Origin of the sequence: Desulfitobacterium dehalogenans ATCC 51507 (assembly GCF_000243155.2) — a bacterium.
GTDB lineage: Bacteria > Bacillota > Desulfitobacteriia > Desulfitobacteriales > Desulfitobacteriaceae > Desulfitobacterium > Desulfitobacterium dehalogenans.
Window position 1 is genome coordinate 4,125,163 of record NC_018017.1, and the last position, 25,923, is coordinate 4,151,085.

Annotated in this window: 24 protein-coding genes; 2 read left to right on the plus strand and 22 right to left on the minus strand. The window is 45.9% G+C overall.

The features are described from left to right. Positions 1 to 638 precede the first annotated feature (638 nt). The 20 genes from uvrB to DESDE_RS19780 form a co-directional block, all read right to left on the minus strand. Entirely contained in the window at positions 639 to 2,690 is a 2,052-nt protein-coding gene (uvrB, locus tag DESDE_RS19690; RefSeq protein WP_014795781.1) for an excinuclease ABC subunit UvrB, read from the minus strand. Between the two features lie 157 nt (positions 2,691 to 2,847). Then, positions 2,848 to 4,305: a sugar ABC transporter substrate-binding protein gene (locus DESDE_RS19695; RefSeq protein WP_014795782.1), complete on the minus strand. Its 1,458-nt coding sequence runs from the start codon at positions 4,303 to 4,305 to the stop codon at positions 2,848 to 2,850. Between the two features lie 178 nt (positions 4,306 to 4,483). Next, positions 4,484 to 5,512, minus strand: coding sequence for a hypothetical protein (locus DESDE_RS19700; protein WP_014795783.1), 1,029 nt, complete (start codon positions 5,510 to 5,512; stop codon positions 4,484 to 4,486). 112 nt (positions 5,513 to 5,624) lie between these two features. Then, positions 5,625 to 6,812, minus strand: a complete 1,188-nt coding sequence (locus DESDE_RS19705) for a S41 family peptidase (protein ID WP_014795784.1) — start codon at positions 6,810 to 6,812, stop codon at positions 5,625 to 5,627. A gap of 254 nt (positions 6,813 to 7,066) precedes the next feature. Further along, positions 7,067 to 8,200, minus strand: a complete 1,134-nt coding sequence (locus DESDE_RS19710; protein WP_014795785.1) for a murein hydrolase activator EnvC family protein — start codon at positions 8,198 to 8,200, stop codon at positions 7,067 to 7,069. 19 nt (positions 8,201 to 8,219) lie between these two features. Beyond that, entirely contained in the window at positions 8,220 to 9,104 is an 885-nt protein-coding gene (gene ftsX / locus DESDE_RS19715) for a permease-like cell division protein FtsX (protein ID WP_019851475.1), read from the minus strand. Further along, positions 9,094 to 9,780 (minus strand): cell division ATP-binding protein FtsE, encoded by a 687-nt coding sequence (gene ftsE / locus DESDE_RS19720; protein WP_014795787.1) that lies wholly within the window; start codon positions 9,778 to 9,780, stop codon positions 9,094 to 9,096. The genes ftsX and ftsE overlap by 11 nt, the downstream gene beginning before the upstream one ends. 176 nt (positions 9,781 to 9,956) lie before the next feature. Continuing rightward, on the minus strand, positions 9,957 to 10,220 hold the full coding sequence (locus tag DESDE_RS19725; protein ID WP_014795788.1) for a hypothetical protein: 264 nt from the start codon (positions 10,218 to 10,220) through the stop codon (positions 9,957 to 9,959). 36 nt (positions 10,221 to 10,256) lie between these two features. After that, entirely contained in the window at positions 10,257 to 11,192 is a 936-nt protein-coding gene (locus DESDE_RS19730; protein ID WP_014795789.1) for a transketolase family protein, read from the minus strand. Beyond that, positions 11,185 to 12,018: a transketolase gene (locus DESDE_RS19735; RefSeq protein WP_019851478.1), complete on the minus strand. Its 834-nt coding sequence runs from the start codon at positions 12,016 to 12,018 to the stop codon at positions 11,185 to 11,187. The genes DESDE_RS19730 and DESDE_RS19735 overlap by 8 nt, the downstream gene beginning before the upstream one ends. 211 nt (positions 12,019 to 12,229) lie before the next feature. After that, a protein-coding gene (gene prfB / locus DESDE_RS19740; RefSeq protein WP_174270155.1) for a peptide chain release factor 2 occupies positions 12,230 to 13,337 on the minus strand; the annotation gives its coding sequence in 2 pieces (ribosomal slippage) (positions 12,230 to 13,267 and positions 13,269 to 13,337; 1,107 coding nt in all). A 94-nt stretch (positions 13,338 to 13,431) separates the two neighbouring features. Next, complete coding sequence (gene secA, locus DESDE_RS19745; RefSeq protein ID WP_014795791.1) at positions 13,432 to 15,936, minus strand: preprotein translocase subunit SecA; 2,505 nt, start codon at positions 15,934 to 15,936, stop codon at positions 13,432 to 13,434. Positions 15,937 to 16,169: 233 nt separating this feature from the next. Beyond that, positions 16,170 to 16,697, minus strand: coding sequence for a ribosome hibernation-promoting factor, HPF/YfiA family (gene hpf, locus DESDE_RS19750; RefSeq protein ID WP_014795792.1), 528 nt, complete (start codon positions 16,695 to 16,697; stop codon positions 16,170 to 16,172). Positions 16,698 to 16,899: 202 nt separating this feature from the next. Then, a complete protein-coding gene (locus DESDE_RS19755; RefSeq protein ID WP_014795793.1) occupies positions 16,900 to 17,097 on the minus strand; it encodes a cold shock domain-containing protein in 198 nt (65 codons plus the stop codon). Positions 17,098 to 17,331: 234 nt separating this feature from the next. Then, positions 17,332 to 18,051 (minus strand): amino acid ABC transporter ATP-binding protein, encoded by a 720-nt coding sequence (locus DESDE_RS19760; protein WP_014795794.1) that lies wholly within the window; start codon positions 18,049 to 18,051, stop codon positions 17,332 to 17,334. Further along, entirely contained in the window at positions 18,038 to 18,712 is a 675-nt protein-coding gene (locus DESDE_RS19765) for an amino acid ABC transporter permease (RefSeq protein ID WP_014795795.1), read from the minus strand. Before DESDE_RS19765 ends, DESDE_RS19760 begins: the two co-directional genes overlap by 14 nt. Before the next feature lie 207 nt (positions 18,713 to 18,919). Continuing rightward, a complete protein-coding gene (locus DESDE_RS19770) occupies positions 18,920 to 19,717 on the minus strand; it encodes a basic amino acid ABC transporter substrate-binding protein (protein ID WP_014795796.1) in 798 nt (265 codons plus the stop codon). Between the two features lie 222 nt (positions 19,718 to 19,939). After that, on the minus strand, positions 19,940 to 20,233 hold the full coding sequence (locus DESDE_RS21395; RefSeq protein WP_014795797.1) for a zinc-ribbon domain containing protein: 294 nt from the start codon (positions 20,231 to 20,233) through the stop codon (positions 19,940 to 19,942). 91 nt (positions 20,234 to 20,324) lie between these two features. Then, positions 20,325 to 21,077, minus strand: coding sequence for a ComFC family protein (locus DESDE_RS19775; protein WP_014795798.1), 753 nt, complete (start codon positions 21,075 to 21,077; stop codon positions 20,325 to 20,327). Between the two features lie 73 nt (positions 21,078 to 21,150). Continuing rightward, on the minus strand, positions 21,151 to 23,013 hold the full coding sequence (locus DESDE_RS19780) for a helicase-related protein (protein ID WP_041917309.1): 1,863 nt from the start codon (positions 23,011 to 23,013) through the stop codon (positions 21,151 to 21,153). Positions 23,014 to 23,227: 214 nt separating this feature from the next. Here DESDE_RS19780 and DESDE_RS19785 point away from each other — a divergent pair, with 214 nt between their 5' ends. Continuing rightward, on the plus strand, positions 23,228 to 23,608 hold the full coding sequence (locus tag DESDE_RS19785) for a DUF2680 domain-containing protein (RefSeq protein ID WP_014795800.1): 381 nt from the start codon (positions 23,228 to 23,230) through the stop codon (positions 23,606 to 23,608). Positions 23,609 to 23,614: 6 nt separating this feature from the next. Here DESDE_RS19785 and DESDE_RS19790 read toward each other — a convergent pair whose 3' ends face one another. Both DESDE_RS19790 and fabZ read right to left on the minus strand, forming a co-directional pair. Continuing rightward, positions 23,615 to 24,013, minus strand: coding sequence for a hypothetical protein (locus tag DESDE_RS19790; protein ID WP_172637640.1), 399 nt, complete (start codon positions 24,011 to 24,013; stop codon positions 23,615 to 23,617). Between the two features lie 172 nt (positions 24,014 to 24,185). Next, complete coding sequence (gene fabZ / locus DESDE_RS19795) at positions 24,186 to 24,623, minus strand: 3-hydroxyacyl-ACP dehydratase FabZ (RefSeq protein ID WP_014795802.1); 438 nt, start codon at positions 24,621 to 24,623, stop codon at positions 24,186 to 24,188. A 117-nt stretch (positions 24,624 to 24,740) separates the two neighbouring features. On the opposite strand from fabZ, the gene DESDE_RS19800 reads away from it, so the two are divergent. Further along, complete coding sequence (locus DESDE_RS19800; RefSeq protein WP_014795803.1) at positions 24,741 to 25,886, plus strand: glycosyltransferase; 1,146 nt, start codon at positions 24,741 to 24,743, stop codon at positions 25,884 to 25,886. Positions 25,887 to 25,923: the final 37 nt, after the last annotated feature.

Genomic DNA, 25,923 nt, shown 5'->3' on the forward strand with positions numbered 1-25,923 from the left:
TACGTCGGGTGCCCGGCTAAATCGGCTCCTGCCTCATAGCCGGTTGGAAACGTCCTGTTTCCAACCCGACTCCGCTGCAGACTTTTCACGAAGATTGCTTACCTGCTCGCTTAAATCCGTTCTCTGCCTTAAAACAAAATCCTTGGGGGGGTTCTGGGGTCTTTTCAGGAGCAGCTCTGAAGAAAAAGTTAACAGCTATCCTTAGGGGCTTCGTCCTGAGAGTTCACATAATAGGTGTTTACCCATTGGCCCATTCAAGTCAAGGAACGGCAAACCAATCTCCGTGGTTCGAGAATGAAACGATATAAGAGCTTAGACCAGTATTACTGATTTTAAGAATGACCATAACACTGATGCATTAAAGAATACTTTAAACGCCTTAAGATTCAACCCAAGGATTTTGCATTACAAAAGTGAGCGCCTTCAAAGCGAGCAGGATGCCAAACTTCGCGAAAAGCTAGCAGCGGAGAAAGGTTGGAAACAGGACGTTTCCAACCGGCCATTGAGCAGGAGCGATTTGGCCGGGTACCTTTCGGAGCGGAGAGCTTGAGCGTTAGTTTTGCACCGCGCAGCTTTCTGAGCGAACGGTATAACGCAAAATCCTGGAGATCATCTTTCATCGACCAAAGCAACTTACTCTACTTACTCCTCTTCCTGGGCGCACTCTTGCGACCTGCCGGAGCCGGCGACTCCCTTTTGCGAGCACGGCCTTGAGTAGGGCGTTTATATTTGTTCTCTTCCCCTTTAAGTTCGATAATAGCATCGCGGATCTCGGCCGCTCGTTCGAAGTCCATATCTTTGGCAGCTAAGCGCATTTCTTGTTCCAGGCTCTTAAGCAGTTCTGCCAGTTCTTCAGCAGGCATTTTCGAGCCATAGGCTGCTTTCTTTTCTGCAACCTTGGTGGCTTCCGGAGCCTCGTGGATTTTTTTGCGAATGGTCTGGGGGATAATCCCGTGCTTTTCATTATAGGCTTCCTGAATAGCCCGGCGGCGATTGGTTTCGTCGATAGCCACTCTCATGGAGCGGGTTATTTGGTCCGCATACATAATGACTTTCCCTTGGGCATTCCGAGCGGCGCGGCCAATGGTCTGAATCAGAGAGCGTTCAGCGCGGAGAAAGCCCTCTTTGTCCGCGTCGAGAATAGCAACCAGGGAAACTTCCGGAAGATCCAGGCCCTCCCGGAGCAGGTTGATTCCCACGATGACATCGATATCTCCCAAACGCAATTCCCGAAGGATCTCCACCCGCTCCAAAGTCGTAATATCGGAGTGGAGGTATTTGACGGACATATTGAGGTTTTTCAGATAATCCGTTAAATCCTCTGCCATCTTTTTGGTCAGGGTGGTGACGAGAACACGTTCATCCCGTTCAATCCTTTGGTTGATTTCCCCGATAAGATCATCAATCTGACCTTTTGTCGGCCGGACAGAAATCTCCGGGTCCAAAAGCCCGGTGGGTCGAATAATCTGCTCCACAATCTGGGGACAATGTTCCAGCTCATAGGGGCCGGGAGTGGCGCTGATATAGACTCGTTGGGGGACCAGTTCTTCATACTCAGCGAATTTCAAGGGGCGGTTATCTAAAGCGGAGGGAAGCCGGAATCCGTAGTCTACCAGGGTGGTTTTACGGGAACGGTCCCCTTCATACATACCGCGAACTTGAGGTAAAGTGACATGGGATTCGTCAATCATCATAAGGTAATCCTCAGGGAAAAAGTGCAGAAGGGTATAGGGGGTTTCTCCTGCTTCTCTGAAGGTTAAATGGCGGGAGTAGTTTTCAACACCGTTGCAAAACCCCATCTCCCTCAGCATCTCCAGATCATAACGAGTTCTTTGTTCTAAACGCTGAGCTTCCAAAAGTTTATTTTCATCCTTAAATCGTTTGAGCTGCTCTTCTAATTCTTTTTCAATATTCTCGGCAGCTACTAATACTTTATCTCGTGCCGTGACATAGTGAGAGTTCGGGAAAATGGAAACATGTCGGCGTTCTCCTAGTATTTCACCTGTTAGAACATTGATCTCGTAGATATGTTCGATTTCATCCCCAAACATTTCGATACGAATAGCGTGTTCACCGGACCCGGCGGGATGGACTTCAACTACATCTCCACGGACACGGAAGGTTCCTCGTTCAAAAGCCATATCATTGCGATCATACTGAATGGATATGAGTTTTTTTAAAATTTCATTGCGGTCAATTTCCTGCCCCTGTCGTAAGGAAACCATCAGATCACGGTATTCCTCGGGAGAACCCAAACCATAAATACAAGATACACTGGCCACCACAATCACATCACGACGTTCGAATAAAGCTGCCGTAGCGGAGTGGCGCATTTTATCAATCTCATCATTGATAGAGGAATCCTTTTCTATATAGGTATCGCTGGAAGGGACATAGGCTTCCGGCTGATAGTAATCATAGTAACTGACAAAATACTCCACAGCATTTTCCGGAAAGAACTCCTTGAACTCAGTGTAAAGCTGAGCCGCTAAAGTCTTATTATGAGCGAGAATCAGAGTAGGCCGTTGAACTTTTTCAATAATGTTGGCCATAGTAAAGGTTTTTCCTGAACCTGTTACCCCCAGCAAGGTTTGATGACGTCTGCCGGAATGTATACTTTCGACCAGAGCATCAATCGCCTGGGGCTGATCCCCGGAGGGCTTATAGGGGGCTTGTAAACGGAACTCCATGAGTTGCTCCAATCTCCTTTCTTATAAAACTTATAAGTTCTACTATTTGTTCTGGTCTTTAAATCATTCTAAGCAAGATTATATCACTTCTCCATAGGAAACAAAACAAAAAAGCCGAAAATATGTTCGGCTTTTTTGTTAATTTTCGCTGGAAATATTAGGAACCTCCTGCACCCTGTTTCATTTCATTTGAAGCGCCTTCACCTTGCTTACCTTGATTGCCCTGCTTACCTTGCTCCTGCTCTTTCTGCCCCCCTTGCTGTTTCTGTTGCTGCTGTTCTTTCAGGAGCATTTCCGGTGGGACGGTCCGAACTTGATCATTGGCACTTTTTTCTGTTCCCAGAACATTGCCTTTTTCATCAAGGTATTCGCGGATAATTTCCGTATGGACTTTTTCAGTCACTTTCTTTACTCCTTCAGGCATAACTCCCTGTCCCCCGCTCTGTCCCGAAGAGGAGCTTTCCTGGCCTTGACTGCTGGATTCTGCACCTTTTTCTTCACTATTGCCACTACCACTACCACTACCATTACTGCTTTTTTCCCCGCCTTTTTGATTCCCTTGGCCTCCAGAACCCTTCGCCTGAGACTCTTCCTTTTTCTTTTCTAGCTCTTTCTGAGCTTCTGCTGCTTTTGTATAGCTTTTCTGAATGAGGGCGAGATTTTCCGTTGTCACGGTTTTAACTGGAATAATCTTAGCCGCCACTTCACCTTGATCACCGGTAATGGATTGGGTTATGTCTACGGATTGCTTATCCATTAATTTCTGAGCCCATTGAAATGCATTAGCACCTTGAACATAGGGCGCTGTATCAATGTCAGCGATCTGACTGCCAGAGGCAATCCTATGCAATGATTTAGGATTAGCTTCTCCACCCATAAGATAAATTTTATCGGTAAGTCCCATGGTTTTAAGCAACTCATAGGCCAGCGAAATGAGTTTCTCATTCTTGGCACAGATAGCCTTAACTTGACCGGAGTTTTTCTGCAAATGTTCCATAAGGCTTTGTATGGCTATTGTTTCCGATTCGGGAGGATTTGTAATGCTATGTAACGTCAATTTGGAATCTTTACCCAACTCTTGCTTGAAGGCCGCTACATTCATTTGAGCGATAGGATCTTCTGCTTCCCCTTGTAGATAGACAACCTGCCCTTCAGTGACTTTTCCTTGGACTTGCTGAGCCATGAGCCTTCCCACCTGATCCGGATCCGGTAGGATGACCCCCTTGGCTTTCACCCCGGAAGGCAGGCCATTTAAGGCTAGAATCGGTATATCTCCTTTTTGCGCCTCCTTTAAAAAGGATTGCTCCCCTTCTTGAAGAATGAGAACCTTAGCATCCTTAAGGGCTTGGGAATTCCCTTGGTCTTCTCTGTTCAAAACCTTAACTTCCATTTCTTCTTTTTCGGCCATCTCCTGGATACCGAGAAGAAACATGTCTTTGTTAGGATCCTCCTGGTTTAAAGCTACTGCTATTATTTTTTTCTCTTCCTGTTGGGAGGATCTACTCGATGTTTTCTCCTTGCTCCCCATTAAGCCGCCAAAAATATTTTGCATGTTACAGCCGGTTAAGGCCATACTTAGGAGTAACACGATGATCATGGAGGGCACTTTTTTCATGGAACACGCTCCTTTCCAGGGTCGATCCACTCTATAGAAAACCTTCTGTTTCGCAATATCAAAAAAGCACCGTTTTGTTGGTGCTTATCATGAGTATTTCTAGTCTTCCCTTGATTGTATGAAATATGAAAGGCAACTGCTGTCAATCAATGGTATGACTCTGAAGATCATTCTTTTTTTATAGGTTTTTGGGGTCCATATCTCTTAAAGCAGAACTTAATAAATCCGTTTTCATACTATCCACTTGATCGAAGTCAACCGTTTTCGTATACATGGATTTAAGTTTATCTCTCAACTTCTGGGTGCCCAGAAGGGCTTCTCTGAGATCATTGCTAAAAGGACGCCCAAGTCCTTGATCCCCTAGATGCTCCGGATCCCCTTGCCAGATGGTTAGCTTTCTTTCTGGAAAAACGATGCCCAGAATCTCATCAGGGTAAAGAGGATGTAAGACAATATCAATAACCTGCCCCAGCTGTTCCGCTTCTTTCAAAACCCATTCCATAGCTTCATGTGCCTCTTCCCCATCGAAACGAATCTGGTCATAGTCTGTCAAGAAATAAGGGGCTAAGTTCAGCCAGCCCTCCGTACTAATTCCATGAAGAAAGAAGGATTGAACGGCACTCTTCTGGATTTTTTTCAAGGCATCCTGAGCCTTGCTCCAGGGGCCTTTTGCCTCTTTAAATAAATTTGAAGCATAAAGCTTCGGCAACCAAGGTCTACCACCTTCGGCCTTTAAATAAAACCTTTCTCGGATTCTTTCTCCGAATTCCTCGGCTAAAATTTCGCCTATTTTCTGTTGCCCATGTTTGATCTTTTCCTCAAGCTCAAGGATTCCCAATCTTTGTTGCTCAAGCTTTCCTTGATTGCAATATCTGGAAAAATCAATAAAACGCTCAATCACCCCAGGTGCGCGCCAATGCAGAGGTGCGATCTCATATTGATCAAGGATTGCCCAGTTGAAACGGCGAATAAGCACTCCCGCCATAGAATCCGGATCCCATGCGGAGCGAAGAAAATCAACCTCATACCCGCGATCAAGAAGGTCCAGTCCAATCATCTTAATCATGGTGGATTTGCCTGTTCCCGGCCCTCCAATCAGGACATAAGTACGTTCCCATTCTGACATCATATTGGGTAGAAGCGATATGTATCCGCGATTGGTAATCCCCTCTGCAAAGTAATGTCGTCCATTGGGTTTATTCCCCATGTCCTTTCCCCCTTGAAATTTTGCTTGCGGTGTAGTGTATGCATAAGGGAGGTCAGGGGTCACAGGATTTTGGGGAAAACAAAAAGCGGGACAGAAATCTGTCCCACTGCAGCTATTCCATTTTTTGACGAAGCGCCTTCAGTGCTTCCGTAAGCTGGGTATCGAAGGCTTTTGTGGTAGGAGAAAGAGTCGCTTCTTCTCCATCCTTTAGCTTCACTTGTACATCGGGCTCGATGCCCTTTTTATGGATATCTATCTTATTAGGAGTCAAATACTTCGCGGTGGTCAGCTTCACGCTGGTCCCGCTATCCAGTTGGTAAATCGTCTGCACAATCCCTTTACCAAAGGTCTTGACGCCTACAAGGGTGCCTGTTCCACGATCTCTAATCGCCCCTGAAACAATTTCAGCAGCAGAGGCACTTTCTTCGTTAACTAAAACCACAAAAGGAATGCCTAAATAATTACCTTCTGAAGCCTTGGTTACGGTGTTGCCTCCTTTATCTACAATATAGACGATGGGGCCAGGTTGAACAAAGTAACTGGTTACTCCCACAGCGGATTCCAATTCTCCGCCATGGTTATAGCGTAAATCCAAGATCATCCCTTTGTAACGGCTGATATCCATATTTCGCAGAACTTCATTGAGTTCAAGAGCTGTATTAGAGGAAAACTGTGAAATTCCGATATAAGCTATGTCCGAGTTCCCTGGCAAAGCCAGTCCTTCTACCGTGGGTACCGCTATATTTTCCCGGGTTAAAGGGACGGTGACATTTCGCTTAATGCTTTCTCGATAGACCACCAGGGTAACTTTGGTCCCAGGATCCCCACGCATTAGGGATACCGCTTTTTCCTGATCGATGGTGGTAGCGTCCACATCATCGATCTTAATAATAACATCCCCGGGCTGTAGTCCGGCTTTAGCTGCCGGGGTATTTTTGATTGGTCTCAGCACCACAAGCTTTTGAGGATCCTTCAGACTTAAAATAATCCCCACCCCGCCAAATTTCCCTTCAATCTGTTGCATGAGCTCTTCATTCTCTTGAGCATTCATATAACTTGAATAGGGATCGCCCAAGGAATCCACAATTCCTTTAGTGGCACCATCAATTAGGGTGTCTACAGGCACTTCCTCAAGATAGTCACTTTTAACAAGCTGGACCACTTTTGCTAAGCGTCCTACATGATCCAGATGAGTTACAATGAACCCTCCGACAGCCACTGTAAAAATCAAACTCCCTATGACAAGAACCCATCCCAAGTTTTTCAAATACTCTTTCCATCGACTCTCCTGCAAATCCATATCCCCTTCCTACACTGATCCGATCCCAATCATCTTATGTTCCTTTCTTGGGACGTTTTTTACCGTGACTCATCTCTTGATCTTTGGTAGGAGATAAGTGGCGGGCTTTTATTATTTTTTATATTATATGCCTATCCACTTCAGGACATACTTATTTCAAAGTAAACCAGGCTTCGCATTTGTCGCTTCATAGAAGGCATAAGAATGCGAAGCCTTTGGTTGCCCTTGTGCTTCCGCAGACTCATTCTTTCTGTTTAGCGAAAAAATTGCATAGGATCCGTAGATTCCCCTTTTATACGCACTTCAAAGTGAAGATGAGGCCCCGTGCTCCAGCCTGTTGAGCCAGCATACGCCACCACATCGCCGGCCTTCACCATATCTCCTACTTTAACGGCCAGCTTGGAATTGTGGCCGTAAAGAGTGGTGTATCCCCCTCCATGATCGACGATAACAGCATTTCCGTAGGCTCCATACCAATCGGCCATAATGACTTCCCCATTCCCTGCTGCCAAGACTTTCGTCCCCGTGGGCGCGGGGAGGTCCGTCCCAGTATGCAGGCTCTTCTTTTTCGTTATAGGGTGAATCCGCCAGCCATAGGCGTCGCTGATTTCATAGCATCCGGGTAAGGGATAGGTGCTGATGGTTCCATGAACCACACCGGAATTGGCCGTTAATTTGCGGATCTTTTCGGCAATTGCGTTAGAGTCCGCTTCCATTTGCTCGATTTGTTCAAAAATATCACTTTGAGCCTTTTTATTGGTATCCAGGGCTACTTGGTGCTCCTTCTTCTTGGCATCCAGTTCTGCTTTGGCTTTCTCTGCTTCAGCCTTAAGCTTGGCGGCTTCATCCCGGTGGGCTTGCAATACTTTCGTCTCTTCTTCGATTCTTGCCTTTTCCAAGCCAATATCGGTTAGAATCTTCTGGTCATTGTCAATCAAACGGTTAAAATACTCCACCCGGGTGATAAAATCACTGAGGTCCTCTGCTTCAAAAAGAATTTCCAGATAGCTGACTTGACCTACCTGATAGATTTCTTTGACCCGTTTCCGCAGCACCTCTTGGCGATTGGCCAGTTCTTCCTCTCGCTTCTTTAACTCCTGCTCGGATTGGTTCACTGCCTCCACAGCCTGGTTATAAGCAACCTGTTTTTCATTCAAGCTATTCGTCGCTACGGTAATCTGAGTTGCTAAACTCTTAATCTGATTTTGAAGTTTATCGGCAGTATGGGTAAGATTGTTCAGCTGGCTGCGGGCCTGTTCTCCCTTCTTCTGCAGCTCCCTTTGTTCTTTTATGGCGTCCTCTAATTCCCCGGCTTGAAGTGGAATGACGGAACCTGCAAGCAATACTGTTGTAAGTAAAAAGGCTATTGCTCCTCTTTTCTTGGTCATTTTTTTCCCTCCTTGATCATTAAACCTTCAGGAAACGTCTTAAGGAAATCACGCTTCCTGCCGCACCTATTCCCATACTTAAAAGGACGATGGAACCCAGTACCTTTCCGATGAGCCCTGCTTCGTTAACCACGGGCATAAAGGCCAACGTGGTTTGTATGTACTTAGCCAGCCAATCATAGCCGAACCCCACCAGCAGGATAGCCAACAAACCCCCTGCCAATCCTAAAAACATCCCCTCCAAGATAAAGGGCCAGCGAATAAAGGCATTGCTCGCCCCGACCAGCTTCATAATCTCAATTTCCTTACGACGGGAAAAAACATTCATCTTAATGTTTAAAGAGATCAAAATCAGGGAGGCGATGGCAAACAGCCCTACCACCGTTGTTCCCGCCCAGCGGAGCCACTTGGTAAACTTCAGCAAGGGCTCTACCAGGTTTTTCCCATAGACTACATTATCCACACCGGTCAGCTTAGTAATCCGGTCGGCCACACTTTCAACTTGCTGCGGGTCCACTACATGGACGGTATATTTATCCGGGAAAGGGTTCGTGCCCCCTAAATCCGAGACAATGGTCGTGGAACTCATCGAACCGGAAAAATTCTTCAAAGCCTGCTCTTTCGGAACAAACTCAATAGTGTCCACCCCCGCCAAGCCTTTGAGCTTCTCACCCAAAGCCCCGACCTCTTGAGAATTCAAATCATCCTGAGCAAACACGGCAATCTGCAGTTCGGATTCAAAATCCGAAGCCAGATTCGAGGCATTGAGCAAGAAGAACACCGATGCTCCTAAAATGACCATAGAGATCATCACCGTCAGCACTGAAGCAATACTTAACCATAAATTTCTGCGAATAGAGTGAGTTACTTCGCGAAATATGTACTCGAGAGAATTAAACGCCATATCCATAAGCCCCCTGCTTCTGATCACGTGCAACTTTTCCATCTTCAATCGCTATGACACGCTTCTGCATTTGATCGACGATATCCCGGGCATGAGTGGCCATCACAATGGTCGTTCCTCTGCGATTAATATTATAGAGCAGCTCCATAATCTCCCAGGCAGTCTCCGGGTCCAGATTACCCGTAGGTTCATCCGCCACTAAAAGGGAGGGATTGTTGACAATAGCTCTGGCTACCGAAACCCTCTGCTGCTCCCCTCCGGATAACTCATGAGGAAAGGCTTTCTCTTTATTGGCTAAGCCCACAAGCTCCAGAACTTTCTTCGTCCGGCTCTTGACCTCCCGATTGCCAACACCGATAACCTCCAAGGCAAAGGCCACATTTTCAAAGGCCGTTTTATTGGGTAAAAGACGAAAGTCCTGGAATATAACGCCAATATTTCTACGCAGATGGGGAACCTCCCGTTCCCGCATACGAATCATACTTTTACCATTCATGGTCACTTGACCCCGGGTGGGCAATTCCTCACGGTAGAGCAAGCGGATCAGGGTGGATTTCCCCGCACCACTGGGTCCCACCAGAAAAATAAACTCCCCTTTGTCTATTTTTAGACTAATATCGACAAGGGCCTTGGCGCCGTTCGGATAGATCTTCGATACATTCGTCATTTGGATCATTTTTTCCTAGGCCTCCTTGAATTCTCCTTGAGCTCCCATTTTATCCAAACCTATAAGGTAATTCGACATGAGGTATGGATTTCCTGTTATCAAAATGCCAAAAACTTATTTCAAAGAAGAAGTTGGGGGTAAAAGAAAAAACCCGATTCGAAAAATCGGGTTTATAACACTATGGGTTACAGATTCTCTTTTAAAGCTTTCTCCAAGGCTGAAAATTTTGTCTCCGCTTCATCCTCATCAATGAACCAAAGGCAACCTTCATTAGGCTCTTCGCGATTGAAGGTGTGAATCAGGCCATTTTTTATTGTATTGCCCCATGCCACAAAAAATTGTGTTGGAGAATTCACGGGATTGACACCCGTACCCAAATAAATAAGAATCCCATTCACTTCGGTTTGTCGAAGAATATTAGCTTTAGTCATACCACAGGGATTACTCAAAACCTATCCCTCCCCGCTCCTACCTTTTGGGAATCTCTATTTCCTGGCAATAACCGCTTTCACTGCTTCCACAACTTCCTTTTTGGTCAAGCCGTATTTCTCCAACAACTCCAAAGGACGGCCAGATTCACCAAAAGTATCCTTCATCCCAACCCGTACTAAAGGAGTAGGTCTATATTCACTTAAGACTTCGGCCACTGCGCTTCCCAAACCGCCAATAATATTATGCTCTTCAGCAGTGACTGCCGCACCGGTCTTTTGGGCACAAGCGACGATGGTCTCCACATCGAGAGGCTTTACGGAAGCCACATTAACCACCGCAACATCAAGTCCTTCTTCTTCAAGGTCCTGAGCAGCTTCCAAAGCTGCTGCCACCATGACTCCGTTAGCAAAAACGACACAGTTCGAGCCTTCCCGAAGGACATTGGCTTTGCCGATCTCAAACTTATAGTTATCATCAAAGAGCAGAGGAACATCTAGCCGGCCCATACGGATATAGACAGGGCCTTCATAGTCTGCAGCTGCGCGGATGACTTGCCGGGTTTCTTCCCCATCTGCAGGCACTAATACGGTCATATTGGGTACAGCCCTCATAATGGCCACATCCTCCACCGCCTGGTGAGATCCTCCGTCCTCACCAACAGTAACACCGGCATGGGTGGCGGCGATTTTAACATTTAATTTCGGATAGGCGATAGAGTTGCGAATCTGCTCAAAGGCCCGTCCTGTGGCAAAAATGGCAAACGTGCTGGCAAAGGGAATCTTCCCCGCCGCTGCCAAACCTGCCGCTGTGCCCATAAGGTTGGCTTCCGCGATTCCCATATTAAAAAACCGTTCCGGATAATGCTTTGCAAAATCAGCAGTCTTCGTGGATTTAGACAGGTCCGCATCCAAAACAACGATATCTTTATTTTCTGCCCCTAAGGTCACTAAGGCCTTACCATAGGCATCCCGTGTTGCTTGTTTAGCCAAGGCGTGCCGCCTCCTCTCCTAATTCCTTCAAGGCTTGCTCTGCTTGTTCGGCATTAGGTGCGTTCCCATGCCAGCCCACTTGGTTTTCCATAAAGGACACCCCTTTACCCTTGACGGTCCGGGCAATAAGAATGGTGGGTTTTCCTTTTATACTTTTAGCTTCGGCAAAGGCAGCCAGTAGATCTTCTATATCATGTCCATCCACCTCAATGACATGCCAGCCAAAAGCCTTCCATTTGTCGTTCAAAGGATCGGAGGACATAATTTTGTCCGTTGTTCCGTCAATTTGCAGACCGTTGTAGTCGAGAACGGCAATGACATTATCCAGCTTATAGTGAGCTGCAGCCATAGCTGCCTCCCACACTTGGCCTTCCGCCATTTCACCGTCTCCTAAGACGACATAGACCCGGAAATCCTTCTTGTCCAATTTTCCGGCAAGAGCCATCCCGTTGGCTGCAGAAAGCCCTTGGCCCAAAGAGCCCGTGGACATATCCACACCGGGGACTTTCTTCATATCCGGATGACCTTGTAGAATCCGACCGGTTTGGCGCAGTCCCAGGATTTCCTCTTTGGGAAAGAAGCCCTTTTCAACAAGGGCTGCATAAAGCACCGGTGCAGCATGTCCCTTAGCTAATACAAAGCGATCCCGATCAACCCAATGGGGATCCTCCGGATTAACGTTCATCTCATGAAAATACAGAACCGCTAGTATGTCCGCAGCAGATAGGCTGCCTCCAGGATGACCTGATTTGGCCGGCACAAGCATGGTAATAATATCCTGGCGTATTTGATTGGCCATTCGTTTGAGTTCAATCACACTCACCATAATCCCTCCATTTATGTGGTTGACAAAGCATCCTATTAAAACCAGTTTTCTATAGTATCTCATTTTAAAGTCGAAAACTCATAGAATATCTAAAAAATCGCCAACATTTATATTCTATGAGTTTAAAAGGCTTGGCTCATGGCCAAGCCTCATCTTTACACATCTTGATTCAGCTTATATTTTATCTTTGCATACTACATCTGATCTCAGCTTACTGAGCGGCTTTTGTCTTTTGCAGGTAAGCAGCGATAAACGGGTCAATCTCTCCGTCCATAACAGCTCCGGTATTCGCTGTTTCCTCGTTGGTCCGGTGATCCTTGACCATATTATAAGGATGGAACACATAGGAACGAATCTGGCTTCCCCAAGCAATATCTTGTTGTTCTCCACGAATCTCGGAAATCTCATCTTCCTGCTGCTTGCGTTTCAGCTCCAAGAGCTTGGCTTGCAGGATACGCAAGCAATAGGCTCTGTTTTGAATCTGAGAACGCTCGCTCTGGGACTGAACCACAATCCCCGTGGGTAAGTGAGTGATCCGAACTGCGGAGCTTGTCTTATTCACATGCTGTCCACCCGCACCGCTGGCACGGTAGGTATCCACTTTGAGATCTTCTGGAGGAATTTGAATCTCTGCATTATCCTCCATCACCTCAGGTATAACATCCACAGATGCAAAGGAGGTATGACGTCGTCCTGAAGCGTCAAAAGGAGATATCCGCACCAGGCGATGTACTCCTTTCTCCGCCTTCAAATAGCCATAGGCATTTTCTCCTGCAAAGGATAGGGTTGCACTCTTTACTCCTGCTTCATCGCCGGGCAGAAAATCCATGATTTCTACTTTATAACCATGGCGTTCTCCATAGCGGATATACATCCGATACAGCATAGATACCCAGTCCTGAGCTTCCGTACCACCGGCTCCCGCATGAAGGGTCAGAATGGCGTTATTGCGATCATAAGGGCCGCTCAAAAGGATCTCCAGTTCTAACCCGTCCAGGCTTTGTTGAAGGGCTAAAATTCCTTCCTCAAGTTCAGGCTCGAGGGATTCATCCTTTTCTTCCACTGCCATTTGATAGAGGGTTAGCATATCATCTAATTGCTGCTTTAAGGTGTAATAGGTTTTGACTTTCTCCTGCTGATAAGAAAGTTCCTGCATGACTTTTTGAGCCGCTTCGGGGTTATCCCAAAAGTCCGGCCTTTGTAGTTCGATCTCTAAGATACTGATTTTATCCTCACGCTGAGGGACGTCAAAGTGAAACCCTCAAATCAGCTAAGCGCATTTCTAAACTTTCCAGCTCTTTTTTCCATTCAAATATCACTTAACGTTCACCACCTTATCGTTTTCGAAAAGTAAGGCATATTGCAGCCCAGGGCCTCATTATGCCTTACGAGTTTTCCTTTATAAAAAGTGCTCTAATTTTCTGATCCGCAGCATTTTTTGTATTTCTTGCCGCTGCCGCAGGGACAGGGATCGTTGCGGCCTATTTGAGGCCCCTCATTATGGACCGGGCGTGCCGGCTGTTCCTCATCCCGGTTGGTGCGGACATGCTGAGGCTCTTCCGGCGTTTGCTCCGTCACTTGAGGTGTCACCCTCATAATATAGCGGATCGTGTCTTCTTGAATTGAACTGATCATGCCCTGGAACATATCGTAAGCTTCACGACGATATTCCACCAAGGGATTCTTTTGGCCATAAGCTCTCAGACCAATACCTTCTCTGAGCATATCCATGGCATCCAAGTGATCCATCCACTTCTTATCCACTACTTGCAGCATAACGGCCCGCTCGATTTCCCTCATGAGCTCTTCACCAAAGGCTGTTTCACGGGTTTTGTAATGAGCTTGAGCGCTTTCCAGAAGCATTTCCACGATTTCTTCTTTTTCCATGCTCCCGACTTGTTCCGCGGTGATATCGTGATTGGGCAAGAAGAGGTTTTCTACATACTCCAGGAAGCTGTTGAGATCCCATTCTTCTGGATAGGGACTCTGTGCCCCAAACATATCCACCGTTTCCCGAACCACTTTTTCCAGCATATCCGCAATGCTCTCCTGAATGTTGCCACCCATAAGAACTTGACGGCGTTGGGCGTAGATGACTTCCCGCTGAAGATTCATCACATCATCATAATCAAGAACATGCTTCCGGATTTCAAAGTTTCTATTTTCCACTCGGCGTTGAGCTGTCTCTACGGAACGGCTGATCATCTTGGACGTAATGGGGATGGAGTCATCCATTCCTAATTTATCCATCATACCCGTGATATTATCCGCACCAAAGAGGCGCATCAAATCGTCTTCCAAGGAAAGGAAAAACTGGGAAGAGCCCGGGTCTCCTTGACGCCCGGCACGACCACGGAGCTGATTATCAATCCGGCGGGATTCGTGGCGCTCTGTACCTATGATATGCAGACCACCCAATTCGGCTACTTCTTCCCCAAGGATAATATCCGTACCACGACCTGCCATGTTGGTGGCGATGGTGACCATGCCCTTCAAGCCGGCTCCGGCAATAATCTCGGCTTCTTTCTCATGAAACTTTGCATTCAAGACCTGATGAGGTATACCGCGGCGCTCCAACATGCTGCTTAAGCGCTCGGACTTTTCCACCGATACGGTTCCCACAAGAACCGGTTGTCCTTTTTTGTGGCGTTCGATGATCTCCTCAACCACCGCTTTGAACTTACCGTCCTCAGTCCGATAGACCACATCGGATATATCCGCGCGAATCATGGGCTTATTGGTGGGGATCTCAACTACATCTAATTTATAAATCTTCTTGAATTCCGGCTCTTCCGTCATAGCGGTACCGGTCATACCGGCAAGCTTTTCAAACATCCGGAAATAGTTCTGGAAGGTAATGGTCGCCAAGGTTTGGGATTCTTTTTCGATCTTTACTTTTTCCTTAGCTTCAATCGCCTGGTGTAAGCCTTCGGAATAACGGCGCCCAAACATAAGACGTCCGGTAAATTCATCAACAATGATGACCTGTCCATCCTTAACCACGTAATCCCGGTCCCTTTTAAAGAGGGCATGGGCTTTTAATCCCTGGTTCACATGATGAGCCAACTCTGTGTGCAGATCATCAAAGAGATTCTCGACCGAGAGCATAGTTTCAACCCTGCTAACTCCTTGTTCAGTCAGGGTAACAACCCGGTCTTTTTCGTTAACATTATAGTCTTCTTCCGGCTTTAAGCGAGGGATAATCATCGCGATTCGGTCATAGAGCTCTGTAGGCTTGTCCGCCTCCCCGGAAATAATCAAAGGGGTACGAGCTTCGTCAATCAAAATGGAGTCCACTTCGTCCACAATGGCATAATGAAGTTCCCGCTGAACCAATCCATCGGGTCGGGTCACCATATTATCACGTAAGTAATCAAAGCCAAATTCATTATTGGTACCATAGGTTATATCTGCAGCATAGCTTTCCCGCCGCTGAACATAATTTAATCCATGGACAATGAGACCCACAGATAGCCCTAAGAACTGGTGAATGCGGCCCATCATTTCGCTGTCACGACGGGCAAGATAGTCGTTGACGGTAACAATATGCACGCCACGACCAGTCAATGCATTCAAATAGGATGGAAGGGTTGCAACCAAGGTTTTTCCTTCCCCAGTACGCATCTCTGCAATCCGGCCATCATGAAGGACCATGCCGCCGATCAGCTGCACATCGTAGTGCCGTTGTCCATTGACACGCCAGGAAGCCTCTCGAACCACTGCAAATGCCTCAGGCAAAAGGCTGTCAAGACTCTCTCCATTCTCCAGCCGTTGTTTAAATTCATCGGTCTTGGCACGTAGCTGTTCATCCGACAGCGCCTTGATTTCCGGCTCTAAGTCATTAATCGCAGCAACCTTTTTCTGATACTTTTTAATCTCACGAGCATTGTCATCAAAAAGTTTATTTAAGAAACCCATTATTGACCACCTTTCCATCTGTCCAAGGGTATCAACTCATTTTATCATTCTCATCTACAGGGTGCAAGCTAATAGCATCATAGCCCGGCTTAAATCTCTTGCTAAATTCTGTAGGAATGTCCTAAAACAACCATATGCACGCAAGAATGGTCTACGCTTGTAGACCATTCGTTTTGAATACGCTTATTTAACTTTATCCTAGGCTCCCAATTTCTGCAGCTCGCCGATTAAAATCAATCTTCGGGCTCTAAGAGACCATAATCGCCTAATCTCCGGCGATAAACCACATTGATGGCATTGGTATCCATGTTAGTAAAGGCGTAGAAATTATGTCCTACCAAATTCATCTGCATAATGGCTTCTTCCACGGACATAGGTTTGGTACCAAACTTTTTATGACGGACAACTTCTTCAGTTTCGTCCTCATGGAGAGCAGGATGCTCAATTTCATGATCTTTGAGAACTTTAGTGCGCATCCGTTTGTTAATCCGAGTGCGGTACTTATCAATTTGACGCTCCAGTTTTTCCACTACCAGGTCGATGGAGGCATACATATCTCCGCTTTCTTCCTCACCTCGAAGAATCATGCCATGAAGGGGTGCAGTGACCTCAACACGATGCCGGCCTTCCTCTACTAGCAGGGTTACTTTAACATCCATAAACTCGTCAGAGTATTTTTCCAATTTGCCTACCCTTTTCAAAACGTACTCTTTCAGGGCATCGGTGACTTCCATTTGTTTGCCGCGAACGCTGATGTTCATAGTAAAACCCCCCTTAATATCTGCTTACTATATTATTCCCTCTTCCCGCAAAAAATCCTTCCAAAACTTTCTTCTCTTTTAACTAAATTTCCATTATAAAAAAGAAGAATCGTTGTAAATTATTCCAACAATCCTTCTTTTTATTCATGTGATAGTAACTTTCTCAAAACTCAATGAAGCAGCTCTTCCTTTTCGCTATCACTTATCTCGCTTGCACATTAGAAGCCTGTTCTCCCCTCGGACCTTGGATAATGTCGAATTCCACACCTTGACCTTCTTCTAAAGTACGGAAGCCGTCACCCATGATAGAAGAGAAATGAACGAAAATATCCTGTCCATGATCTCCTTCGATAAATCCATACCCTTTTTGTTTGCTAAACCACTTTACTTTACCCAGCACAGAAAAAAACCTCCTTGATTCCTTGACAGCTCCGGCCATCTGCCAAAAGCTAGTCTCTTATGAAGGATGCCCAGGAGGACGCTAATCTAAACCTCTTTTTGGCAACTTTTTTCATGCTGCCTTTAGCTTTATAAGAGATCTTTTCGTAACACAAAAGCTGATGCAGGACTCTATGGACCACAGCATCAGCTTTTCTGAAGAGATATTGCAAACAAAATCTGCACTATTTAAAATCTAAAGGATCTTACTCAAGAAGGATTGAGTGCGAGGATTCTGAGGGTTTCCAAAGAGGTCGTCAGGGGATCCTTCCTCCATGATTTTCCCCTCATCCATGAAGATCACTCGATCTCCCACTTCTCGGGCAAAGCCCATTTCATGAGTGACCACAACCATGGTCATGCCTTCCCGAGCCAGATCCTTCATTACGGCCAAAACTTCTCCCACCATCTCGGGATCAAGTGCCGAAGTGGGTTCATCAAAGAGCATGACTTTAGGACGCATGGCGAGAGCCCTTGCAATAGCGACCCGCTGCTGCTGTCCTCCGGAGAGTCGATCCGGATACTCATGAGCCTTATCTTCCAAGCCGACCTTTATCAAAAGCTCCATGGCGATTTTTTCAGTTTCCTGCTTGTTAGTCTTGCGGACGATTTCCGGAGCCAGAGTGATATTCTCCAAAGCCGTCTTGTGGGGGAATAGGTTAAACCTTTGAAAAACCATTCCCACTTCCCGTCGTATAGCATTCACATTGGTTTCCGAATTCAAAGGAATACCGTCCACGACAATTTCTCCGGCAGTGGTCTCCTCCAGCTTGTTGAGGCAACGCAAGAAAGTACTTTTCCCCGAGCCGCTGGGGCCAATAACCACCACAACTTCTTTTTCTTTAATATGACAATCAATTCCGCGCAAGACTTCAAGTTTGCCAAAATGCTTATGCAGATTTTTAACGGTTATCACTTTTACCGAGCCTCCTCTCTGTATAATTCACGAACCGAGAAAGGATCAGGGTCATGACCAGATAGAATAAGGCCACTTCTAAATAAATAACAAAAGGCTGATAGGTACGACTTACAATAAGCTTTCCGGTATACATAAGATCCTGAAGCGCAATGATGGACACCAAGGACGAGTCCTTAAGTAAGGCAATAAATTCATTGCCCAAAGGAGGGATAACCCGTTTAAAGGCCTGAGGAAGAATAACATGTCTCATAGCTTGACCATGAGTCATTCCCAAAGACCGTGCCGCTTCTCCTTGCCCTTTATCAATAGACTGAATCCCGGCCCGAAAAATCTCCGCAATATAGGCTCCCGAGTTAAGACCCATGGCCAATATACCTGCAACAAACTGGTAATTATCAGGAATCTGGAAATTTAGGAGTTGAGGAACCGCAAAGTACACCATGAGGATTTGTACTAAAAGGGGTGTCCCTCTGAAAAAATCAATATAGGCTATAGCAAAGCCACGTAAAATTCGGCTATTGGACAAGCGCATTAAAGCCATAAACAGACCGATGACAATCCCCATAGCTACAGCCCCAGCCGTAAGCTCTAAGGTAATTACAGTTCCTTTCAGTAAAGGCCTAAGGCTATCAATCATCAATTCCCAACGGAGTTCCACACCCTCATCCTCCTTATATAGTGCACATTTTTAAGTCCTTCTTTGATTCTTTGGTAATTATACATTTCATCGCAAGTTTATTCAAGAATTATTGTTCAGGCATTTTTCTCCAACGGTCTGTCCGGCATCCTGTAAAATGAGCATCATAGTCAAACAAAACGCCCAGCACTGCTAGGCGTTTCGAGTCATCATCATTCTGAGCCGGGCTTAGAACTTAGGAGCATCCTCATTAAACCAGCTCTTATAAATCTCGTTGTATCTTCCATTGTCCATAAGCTTTTTTAAAGAAGCATTTACTTGATCGGCTAATCCTTTGTTATCAAGCTTAAAGGCGATGCCAAAATACTCTTTTTCGAAAGCACTGGATACTATTTCAATATCCATCTTGGGGTTCTGTTTAATAAAGTAGTAAAGGGTAGGTGTGTCTGCAACCACTGCATCGGATCCACCGATCATCATATCGTTAATAGCATCCCCGATAGTCTCAAATTTCTTAGGATCGATTCCTAACCCTTCAACCGCATCCTGACCTGTAGTTCCTTGCTGAACACCAACCTTTTTACCTATTAAATCCTGCTCAGATTTAATAGCGGAACCTTTCTTTACAGCGATAATTTGGGCGGATTCAAAATATGGATCGCTAAAAAGCACAGATTTGGAACGATCTTCGGTAATAGTCATAGCAGAGATGACTGCATCATATTTACCTTGACCGATTGCTGCAACTAACCCATCAAAGGAGGATGACTCAAATTTAACAGTATACCCCATGTCCTTACCGATCTCATTCATTAAATCGATATCAAAGCCTGTGGGATTTTGTTTTTCGTCCATAAATTCAAAAGGTGCATACTCAATAGCGGAACCGACCTTTAATACTTTTTCTTCTCCTGGATTAGAGCCATTGCTCGCAGACGGCTGGCTTTGATTACCGCCGCAGCCTGTAAGGGCAAGCAAGCCCATCATAACCACAGCAATGATCCCATGACGTACATTCTTTTTCATTTTTATCCCTCTCCTTTTACTCTTCCTTTTTACTTTACTTATCCAACGGTCAAAACATGCTACTTTTTTAACTAAAGTTTTATATTCGTCTTATGGATATTGATTATTATACATAAGGATGTAAATTTATTCAACAGCTTTTCCTTAAAATGAATAAAAAGAACCATTTAAAAAAAGCATTGGATAAACTCCAATGCTCTCATATATTCTCGTTTACTCTGATTAGCGACTTACGCGATGATTTTGGTAGCAATCACGGCAGTAAACGGGACGATCAGAAGTAGGTTGGAATGGAACTTGTGTTTCAACGCCACACTCAGCACAAACTACAGTGTGCATTTCGCGTTGACGAGTTTCACCGCTGTTGCGGTTGGTTTTACGTGCGTTGCGGCAGTCTCTGCAACGTTGTGGCTCGTTTTCGAAGCCTTTTTCTGCATAGAATTCTTGTTCACCCACAGTGAAAATGAAAGTGGTTCCGCAGTCTTTGCAGACTAGTTCTTTGTCTTGAAACGCCATGAAGAAAATCCCCTTACCTTAAAAAATAGTAACAGACTCACGCCTATCCGCCCCTATTATAACACCGAATTCTGAGACTGAATAGTCCCTTTTATCTCCTTTTCTCCAAACCTGCCGCTAAAACGAGTCCATATACATGAGCTGCCCCACCTCTTTTGAGGACCTTGGAACAGTGCTCCAAGGTCGCACCTGTGGTGGTCACATCATCAATAAGCCAAACCTTAGCTCCATGGATTTGACTTTGCGCTGAAGAAGGCATTTGAAAAGCCGACTCCAGATTATGAAGCCTTTCTTTCCTACTTAATCCTACTTGCGGAGTGGTGGGCTGGACCCGAGCCAGACCCTCCCATAAAGGGATCCCCAGCTCCCAATGGAGAAGAGAGGCGATGACCGCTGCCTGATTAAAGCCCCTTTCCCCTAATCGCTCATCGTGCATGGGGACAGGAACAAGAATATTAGGTGGCGGCAGATGGCAGAGAGCAAATTCTCCTAGAGGTTGACCAAGCCGTTTCAGCAGATAAGGCTGAAACTTAAACTTTACATCCTGAATGAACTCCCGCCAAGCCCCCGTATAATGTCCCCAGGCCACAACTTGATCCATACCTTTAGGCCCTCTGCCCTCAGTGCAGTCCTCACATTTTTTATGAGGGGATTCAAGAAGCTTGCCGCAATGGATACACCGATTCAAATCCGGGTGAAAATAGGCTTGCTTACAATCATCACAAAAAACCTGACCCCCTGACACGTAGGTTTCACAGAGGAGGCAGGTTGAACTTTTTTCATAGAACAGAGCCCGGGCAAGATCTTTCATATCTTGCCATAGAGATAAGGTATAGCCGGACATAAGGAACCTCCTTATTTATATCCCCTCTCTTAAGCTGATTATCCATGACTAACCGTACTAAGACTCCGACTTCTTAATTATCAATCAAACCCTGTGCAAACGCTATCTCATTTTGTTCTTTAATCCAATAAATCGCCTTTTCTATAGAAGGCGTTCTTTTGGAGGATAGGAAAAGTGCATTTCCAGTGGGATTCTCTTGAGTCCTACCCACTCGCCCGGCCATTTGGACCAAGGCTCTCTCGTCAAAAATTCCGTGATCCGCTTCAAGGACGATGATTTGAACATTAGGTATGGTGACCCCCCGTTCAAGAACCGAAGTGCAGACAAAGACTCGAAACATTTTGTTCCGCAGAGCTTCGATTTTTTCACCGCGATGGGGATCGGCACTATAGCTTCCAGAGATTGCCCATTGGGGGAACTCCTTTCTTAGGATTTCGACCCAAGGGTTGACCCAGGATATTTTCGGAACAAAGAGAAGAACAGGACCCAATAGAGCCAACTCCTTAAGCCAATCAAAGACCTTTTGTCCCTGTCCCTTATGGTATAAACACTCAGGATCCAGGCTCCCCGAAACCTTTTGCCACTGAGGGACGGGAACTGCCTTGCCATGATGACGGGCAGGAAGGCGGATGAGCCCCACTCTTCCTGCTTTAACCTTCTCCAAGCTTTCCGGCGAGGGAGTAGCTGTCAGATAGACTATCTTTCCTCCCGGACCCAATGCCCGCTCCATTCCCCAAGTTAAGGCTGTATTGCCATAGTAGGGAAAGGCATCCATCTCATCAAGAAAGATTAGGTTAAAAGCCTGTGAAAAACGCAGGATTTGATGGGTAGTGGCCAGGACAAAGGGAGCCGGTGTAAAACGTTCCTGACTTGTTCCCGTGAGAATACTCAGCTTTAAGCCGGGAAAATCCTGTTGGAGACGAGGGGCTACATCCAGAACCACATCTTGACGAGGTGCAGCAAATAATACCTTTTTCCCTTGTTCAAGTGCCCATGCCGCAGCAGGAAAGCAGACTTCGGTCTTCCCAGCTCCACACGCCGCCCAGAGCAGCATTTCCTTCCTGGAGTCTTCTCCTTGAATCATGTTATAGTCTATAGCGCCCCCTTTTACAAAATTTAAAACCTGTTGGGCCGCAAGCTTTTGGGCCTGGCTAAGTTCCCAACGAGGGGAAAATACCCAAGAAATGTTACTACGGCCGTGAAAAGAGGAGGAAGCCGAATGAACAGTCTCCGTAGAGGAGAGGGAACTCATTGGGGAAGGGGCAATACTCCGGTAGAGTTCATGAAGTGAGCTTACTGCCCCTAAGGAAGTGCAGGCAGGACAAGTAGCGGCCAATCCATAGATGCTTGTCCATTCTTCAACCAAAGCATCCCCGCAGCGTTCGCATCTCCAGCCCTTCCCTTCCCTTTTTACTGCGGGAATCCATTGGGCATACCCTTTCATAACCTGCTCATGGCAAAGGGTCAGGATTTCAGTATAGGATAGGCGACATTCCTGCCCCAGCCGCTGGAGATCAGCCTTAGCTAATAATCTGCCCGTAGTTCTATCCAAGAAATCCTGAACTCTTTCTTTCTCTGTTATGTTCTTTAGATTGCTCCTCAACGGACTCTCAGGCAAACCTGTCTTTTTCTCCCAACACCAATTGCGGTCCTTTAACCCGGGCTGCTTCCGCAAGATCTTGAGAATCTCTCTTTTAACCCATGCCCCATCCCTATTTTTATCCCGCCCTTTTTCCTTTGCATAAACTTCCCATAGAGAAAGCACCTTAGCTTTTATGGATCCCATCCTCTTAAAGTGGATTTCTTCGAGAAGAAATTGGGCAAAGCTTAAGGGAAGTCCGGGCCGCAACACCTCAAACTCCTCTGTGAAATGTCTATCATCTAACAGAGGGGAAAGTGTCAGTTCCCCCGAATCTGCAACAAAAAGGTAGAACATCATAGCATTCTCCTTGCATCCCGTTAAGAAAGATATAATCTATCCCTATCATCTTAGGTACTATTCCCTCCCGAGCAGTCTTTGTCCTTCCTGTTTTTCAAAATAATTCCATCCAAGGATTACCACTATGTTTCTTTCTTTTTCTGGGTATTCTATGAAATGTTCCAGTTAAAAGCATGTCACTTGACCTATCCATACAAAGGAGGAGTGTAAATTGTTGAAGAAGCTCGCGGTAAGTTTATTGACCCTCGCCTTCCTCACCTTTGGTGCCGGTACAGCCTTTGGGGCAACCACCACTGCGCCGGATCCTGCCAAGTTAGCAGAAATCAAAGCTCTCCATCAACAAATGGTTGAGCTTAAGGTGCAAATGATCGATAAGAAAGTGGAAGCCGGAATCCTGGAAAAAGAAAAGGCTGAAAAAATCAAAGAAGCGATTAAAGAGCGGCAAAAGAAAGTAGAAGAGGACCTAGCCAACGGAAAGGTTGATTTTGGGAAGAAGCATCATAAAGATTGCGATAAGAAACCCAAAGGCGATTCAAAAGAAACACCCGACGCAAAATCTTCATCGAGCATACGCCTTACTTTGCCTAGATGACACTTTTTAACTGGAACCCTGATCCCCCAACTTTGGTTGGGGGATTGTTTCTTGTATGGACCAAGTAAAGCCGGTGAAAGATTGATTTAAACATTTAATGTAAAGAAGCTCTTCCTCAGAAAACTCATCCTTCTCCCCCCACAGCTCAATCTCACAATGGACGGGCATCCCCATTTCCTGCTCCATATCCCGCAGAAAGCGCTTTAAGGAAAAGGCAAATTGCTCCTGTCTATAAATGGATTCTTGATTAGTAAATTTTACTGTGATTTGGGTCTTATAACATTTTTTCTTCCAATCGGTGATTTTATGGCCGATCCCCTCCGGAACCGTCCACTCCCAATAATCCGTCAGAATCCATAACAAAGCCACAAGGGCTCCTAAGCCGGTAAGCTGTGCACCCATCAAACTCCCCCCTATCCTAAACTATGCAAGAGCTCAGGAAGGGTAATTTGTCTTTTCTAAAATGATGATCTGCCCAAATAAGTAAGCCAGGGAAACTGCCCTGGCTATCCACCCTCATTAATCCGCTGACTCTATCATTTTATGTTTATGTTATACTACAATTAGTTGAAATCCTTTATCCCTCTAATTTAGGACCGACAGCAAATTTTAATGTGCCTTCAGCCGCTAAGTCTTCTCCTACATAGGCTTTTCCTTGAGCTACACCAATCCCCCGCTTGAGCTTTAATAACTCAACTTCCAGACGAAGTTGGTCTCCAGGGATAACTTGCCGACGGAACCGTACATCTTCCAGCGCAGCAAAAAGGGCAATATGCCCTGCGTATTCCGGCATCTTCAAAAGGATCACAGCACCCACTTGAGCTAAAGCTTCCATAATCAGCACTCCGGGCATCACCGGATAACCGGGAAAATGGCCTTGGAAGAAAGGCTCGTTACCGGAAACATTCTTTAAACCCACCCCCCGTTTGCCATCTTCTAACTCCAGGATCCTATCCACCAGCAAAAAGGGATAACGATGCGGAATAATCTTTTGAATTTCTTGACTATCTAGCATTAAAACGACCTCCTGATTTTTAACTTTTTCGTTTTTTGCCAAAGTTATTTTATTACCTAGTCACAATTTGCTTTTACATTAGTATAACCGAGTTTTTAAAAGAAGGGAAGAATCCCCGTGCCAACCTATAAAATTTTACAGTTAATCGGTGGTGGAGAAATCGGTGGCGCCGAGCAGCATGTCTTGACCTTACTGCAAGGGATGGATAGGAGTACCTTTTCTTTAACCTCAGGCTGCTTAATCGATGGCCCCTTCGCTCAATACACCGAGGAGAAAAACATTCCAACCTTGCGTTTTCCCATGAAGCATGCCCTGGATTTCTCACCTTTACCAAGACTTATAGCCCAAATACGTCAGGGAGGGTTTTCTCTTATCCACACTCACGGTTCCCGAGCCAATCTTTTGGGAAGACTGGCCGGAAGGCGGTTGAACATACCTGTGGTAAGCACAGTCCATAGCTCCCTAAAGCAAGATTACCTTTCGCCTAGGGCGGCTTTCTTAGCCTTAGCTTTGGATCGGCTGACTCTTCCTTTTACCTCCGGGGTTATTACCGTTTCTGAAGCCCTGGCTGAAGAAGTTGCCCGTCGCGGAGCGCAAAGGATTCGCACTATTTATAATGGTATCCCTCCCCTTCCTCAATTAGCTTCCGATGAGCAACGGGCAGAACTGCGAGAAAACTTTCGTCGGATATGGGAAATACCCCAGGATGCTCTGGTTCTTGGCAGCATTGCCCGACTGCACCCAACCAAGGGCCTTCATACTCTTCTGGATGCTGCTCAAATTCTACGCCCTCAGTTTCCTCATATCCATACTTTGATCATTGGGGATGGGCCTCTTCGCGGGGCACTTATTGAGAAGGCTGAAGCGTTGGAACTGCCCCACACTTTTACAGGTTATCTTCCAGAGGCCTATAGGGCCCTTCCCGCCATGGATATTTTCATTCTTCCTTCTGTGAACGAAGGTATGGGCCTTGTTCTTCTTGAGGCCATGCAAGCTCATCTTCCCCTTATTGCCACTGCTGTAGGAGGAATACCGGAAGTGATTCGCCATTCTCAGGATGGCCTTTTGGTTCCTCCGGGACAGCCGGAAGAACTTGCTAAGTCCTGCTGTTCGCTTCTCCAGAATCCTGATCTCACCCAGTCTTGTATAGACTCCGGCACGAAGCGTTGGCAGGACTTCAGCGTCCAGGAAATGCTCAGACAAACTCAAGACTATTATATGGAAGTGTTAGACGTAAAGCAGCCGGTTGACCTCAGACAATAAAATTCCATTCTGCAGTGATACCATTTAAACACCACAG

Bases quoted from the DNA above. Each gene is read 5' to 3' on its own strand.
- DESDE_RS19710 (WP_014795785.1), bottom strand. From the start codon at position 8,200: ATGACCAAGAAAAGAGGAGCAATAGCCTTTTTACTTACAACAGTATTG.
- hpf (WP_014795792.1), bottom strand. From the start codon at position 16,697: ATGAACATCAGCGTTCGCGGCAAACAAATGGAAGTCACCGATGCCCTG.
- fabZ (WP_014795802.1), bottom strand. From the start codon at position 24,623: ATGCTAGATAGTCAAGAAATTCAAAAGATTATTCCGCATCGTTATCCC.
- ftsX (WP_019851475.1), bottom strand. From the start codon at position 9,104: ATGGCGTTTAATTCTCTCGAGTACATATTTCGCGAAGTAACTCACTCT.
- uvrB (WP_014795781.1), bottom strand. From the start codon at position 2,690: ATGGAGTTCCGTTTACAAGCCCCCTATAAGCCCTCCGGGGATCAGCCC.
- DESDE_RS19695 (WP_014795782.1), bottom strand. From the start codon at position 4,305: ATGAAAAAAGTGCCCTCCATGATCATCGTGTTACTCCTAAGTATGGCC.
- DESDE_RS21395 (WP_014795797.1), bottom strand. From the start codon at position 20,233: ATGGCGTTTCAAGACAAAGAACTAGTCTGCAAAGACTGCGGAACCACT.
- ftsE (WP_014795787.1), bottom strand. From the start codon at position 9,780: ATGATCCAAATGACGAATGTATCGAAGATCTATCCGAACGGCGCCAAG.
- DESDE_RS19705 (WP_014795784.1), bottom strand. From the start codon at position 6,812: ATGGATTTGCAGGAGAGTCGATGGAAAGAGTATTTGAAAAACTTGGGA.
- DESDE_RS19770 (WP_014795796.1), bottom strand. From the start codon at position 19,717: ATGAAAAAGAATGTACGTCATGGGATCATTGCTGTGGTTATGATGGGC.
- secA (WP_014795791.1), bottom strand. From the start codon at position 15,936: ATGGGTTTCTTAAATAAACTTTTTGATGACAATGCTCGTGAGATTAAA.
- DESDE_RS19780 (WP_041917309.1), bottom strand. From the start codon at position 23,013: ATGTTCTACCTTTTTGTTGCAGATTCGGGGGAACTGACACTTTCCCCT.
- DESDE_RS19775 (WP_014795798.1), bottom strand. From the start codon at position 21,077: ATGTCCGGCTATACCTTATCTCTATGGCAAGATATGAAAGATCTTGCC.
- DESDE_RS19735 (WP_019851478.1), bottom strand. From the start codon at position 12,018: ATGGTGAGTGTGATTGAACTCAAACGAATGGCCAATCAAATACGCCAG.
- DESDE_RS19700 (WP_014795783.1), bottom strand. From the start codon at position 5,512: ATGGGGAATAAACCCAATGGACGACATTACTTTGCAGAGGGGATTACC.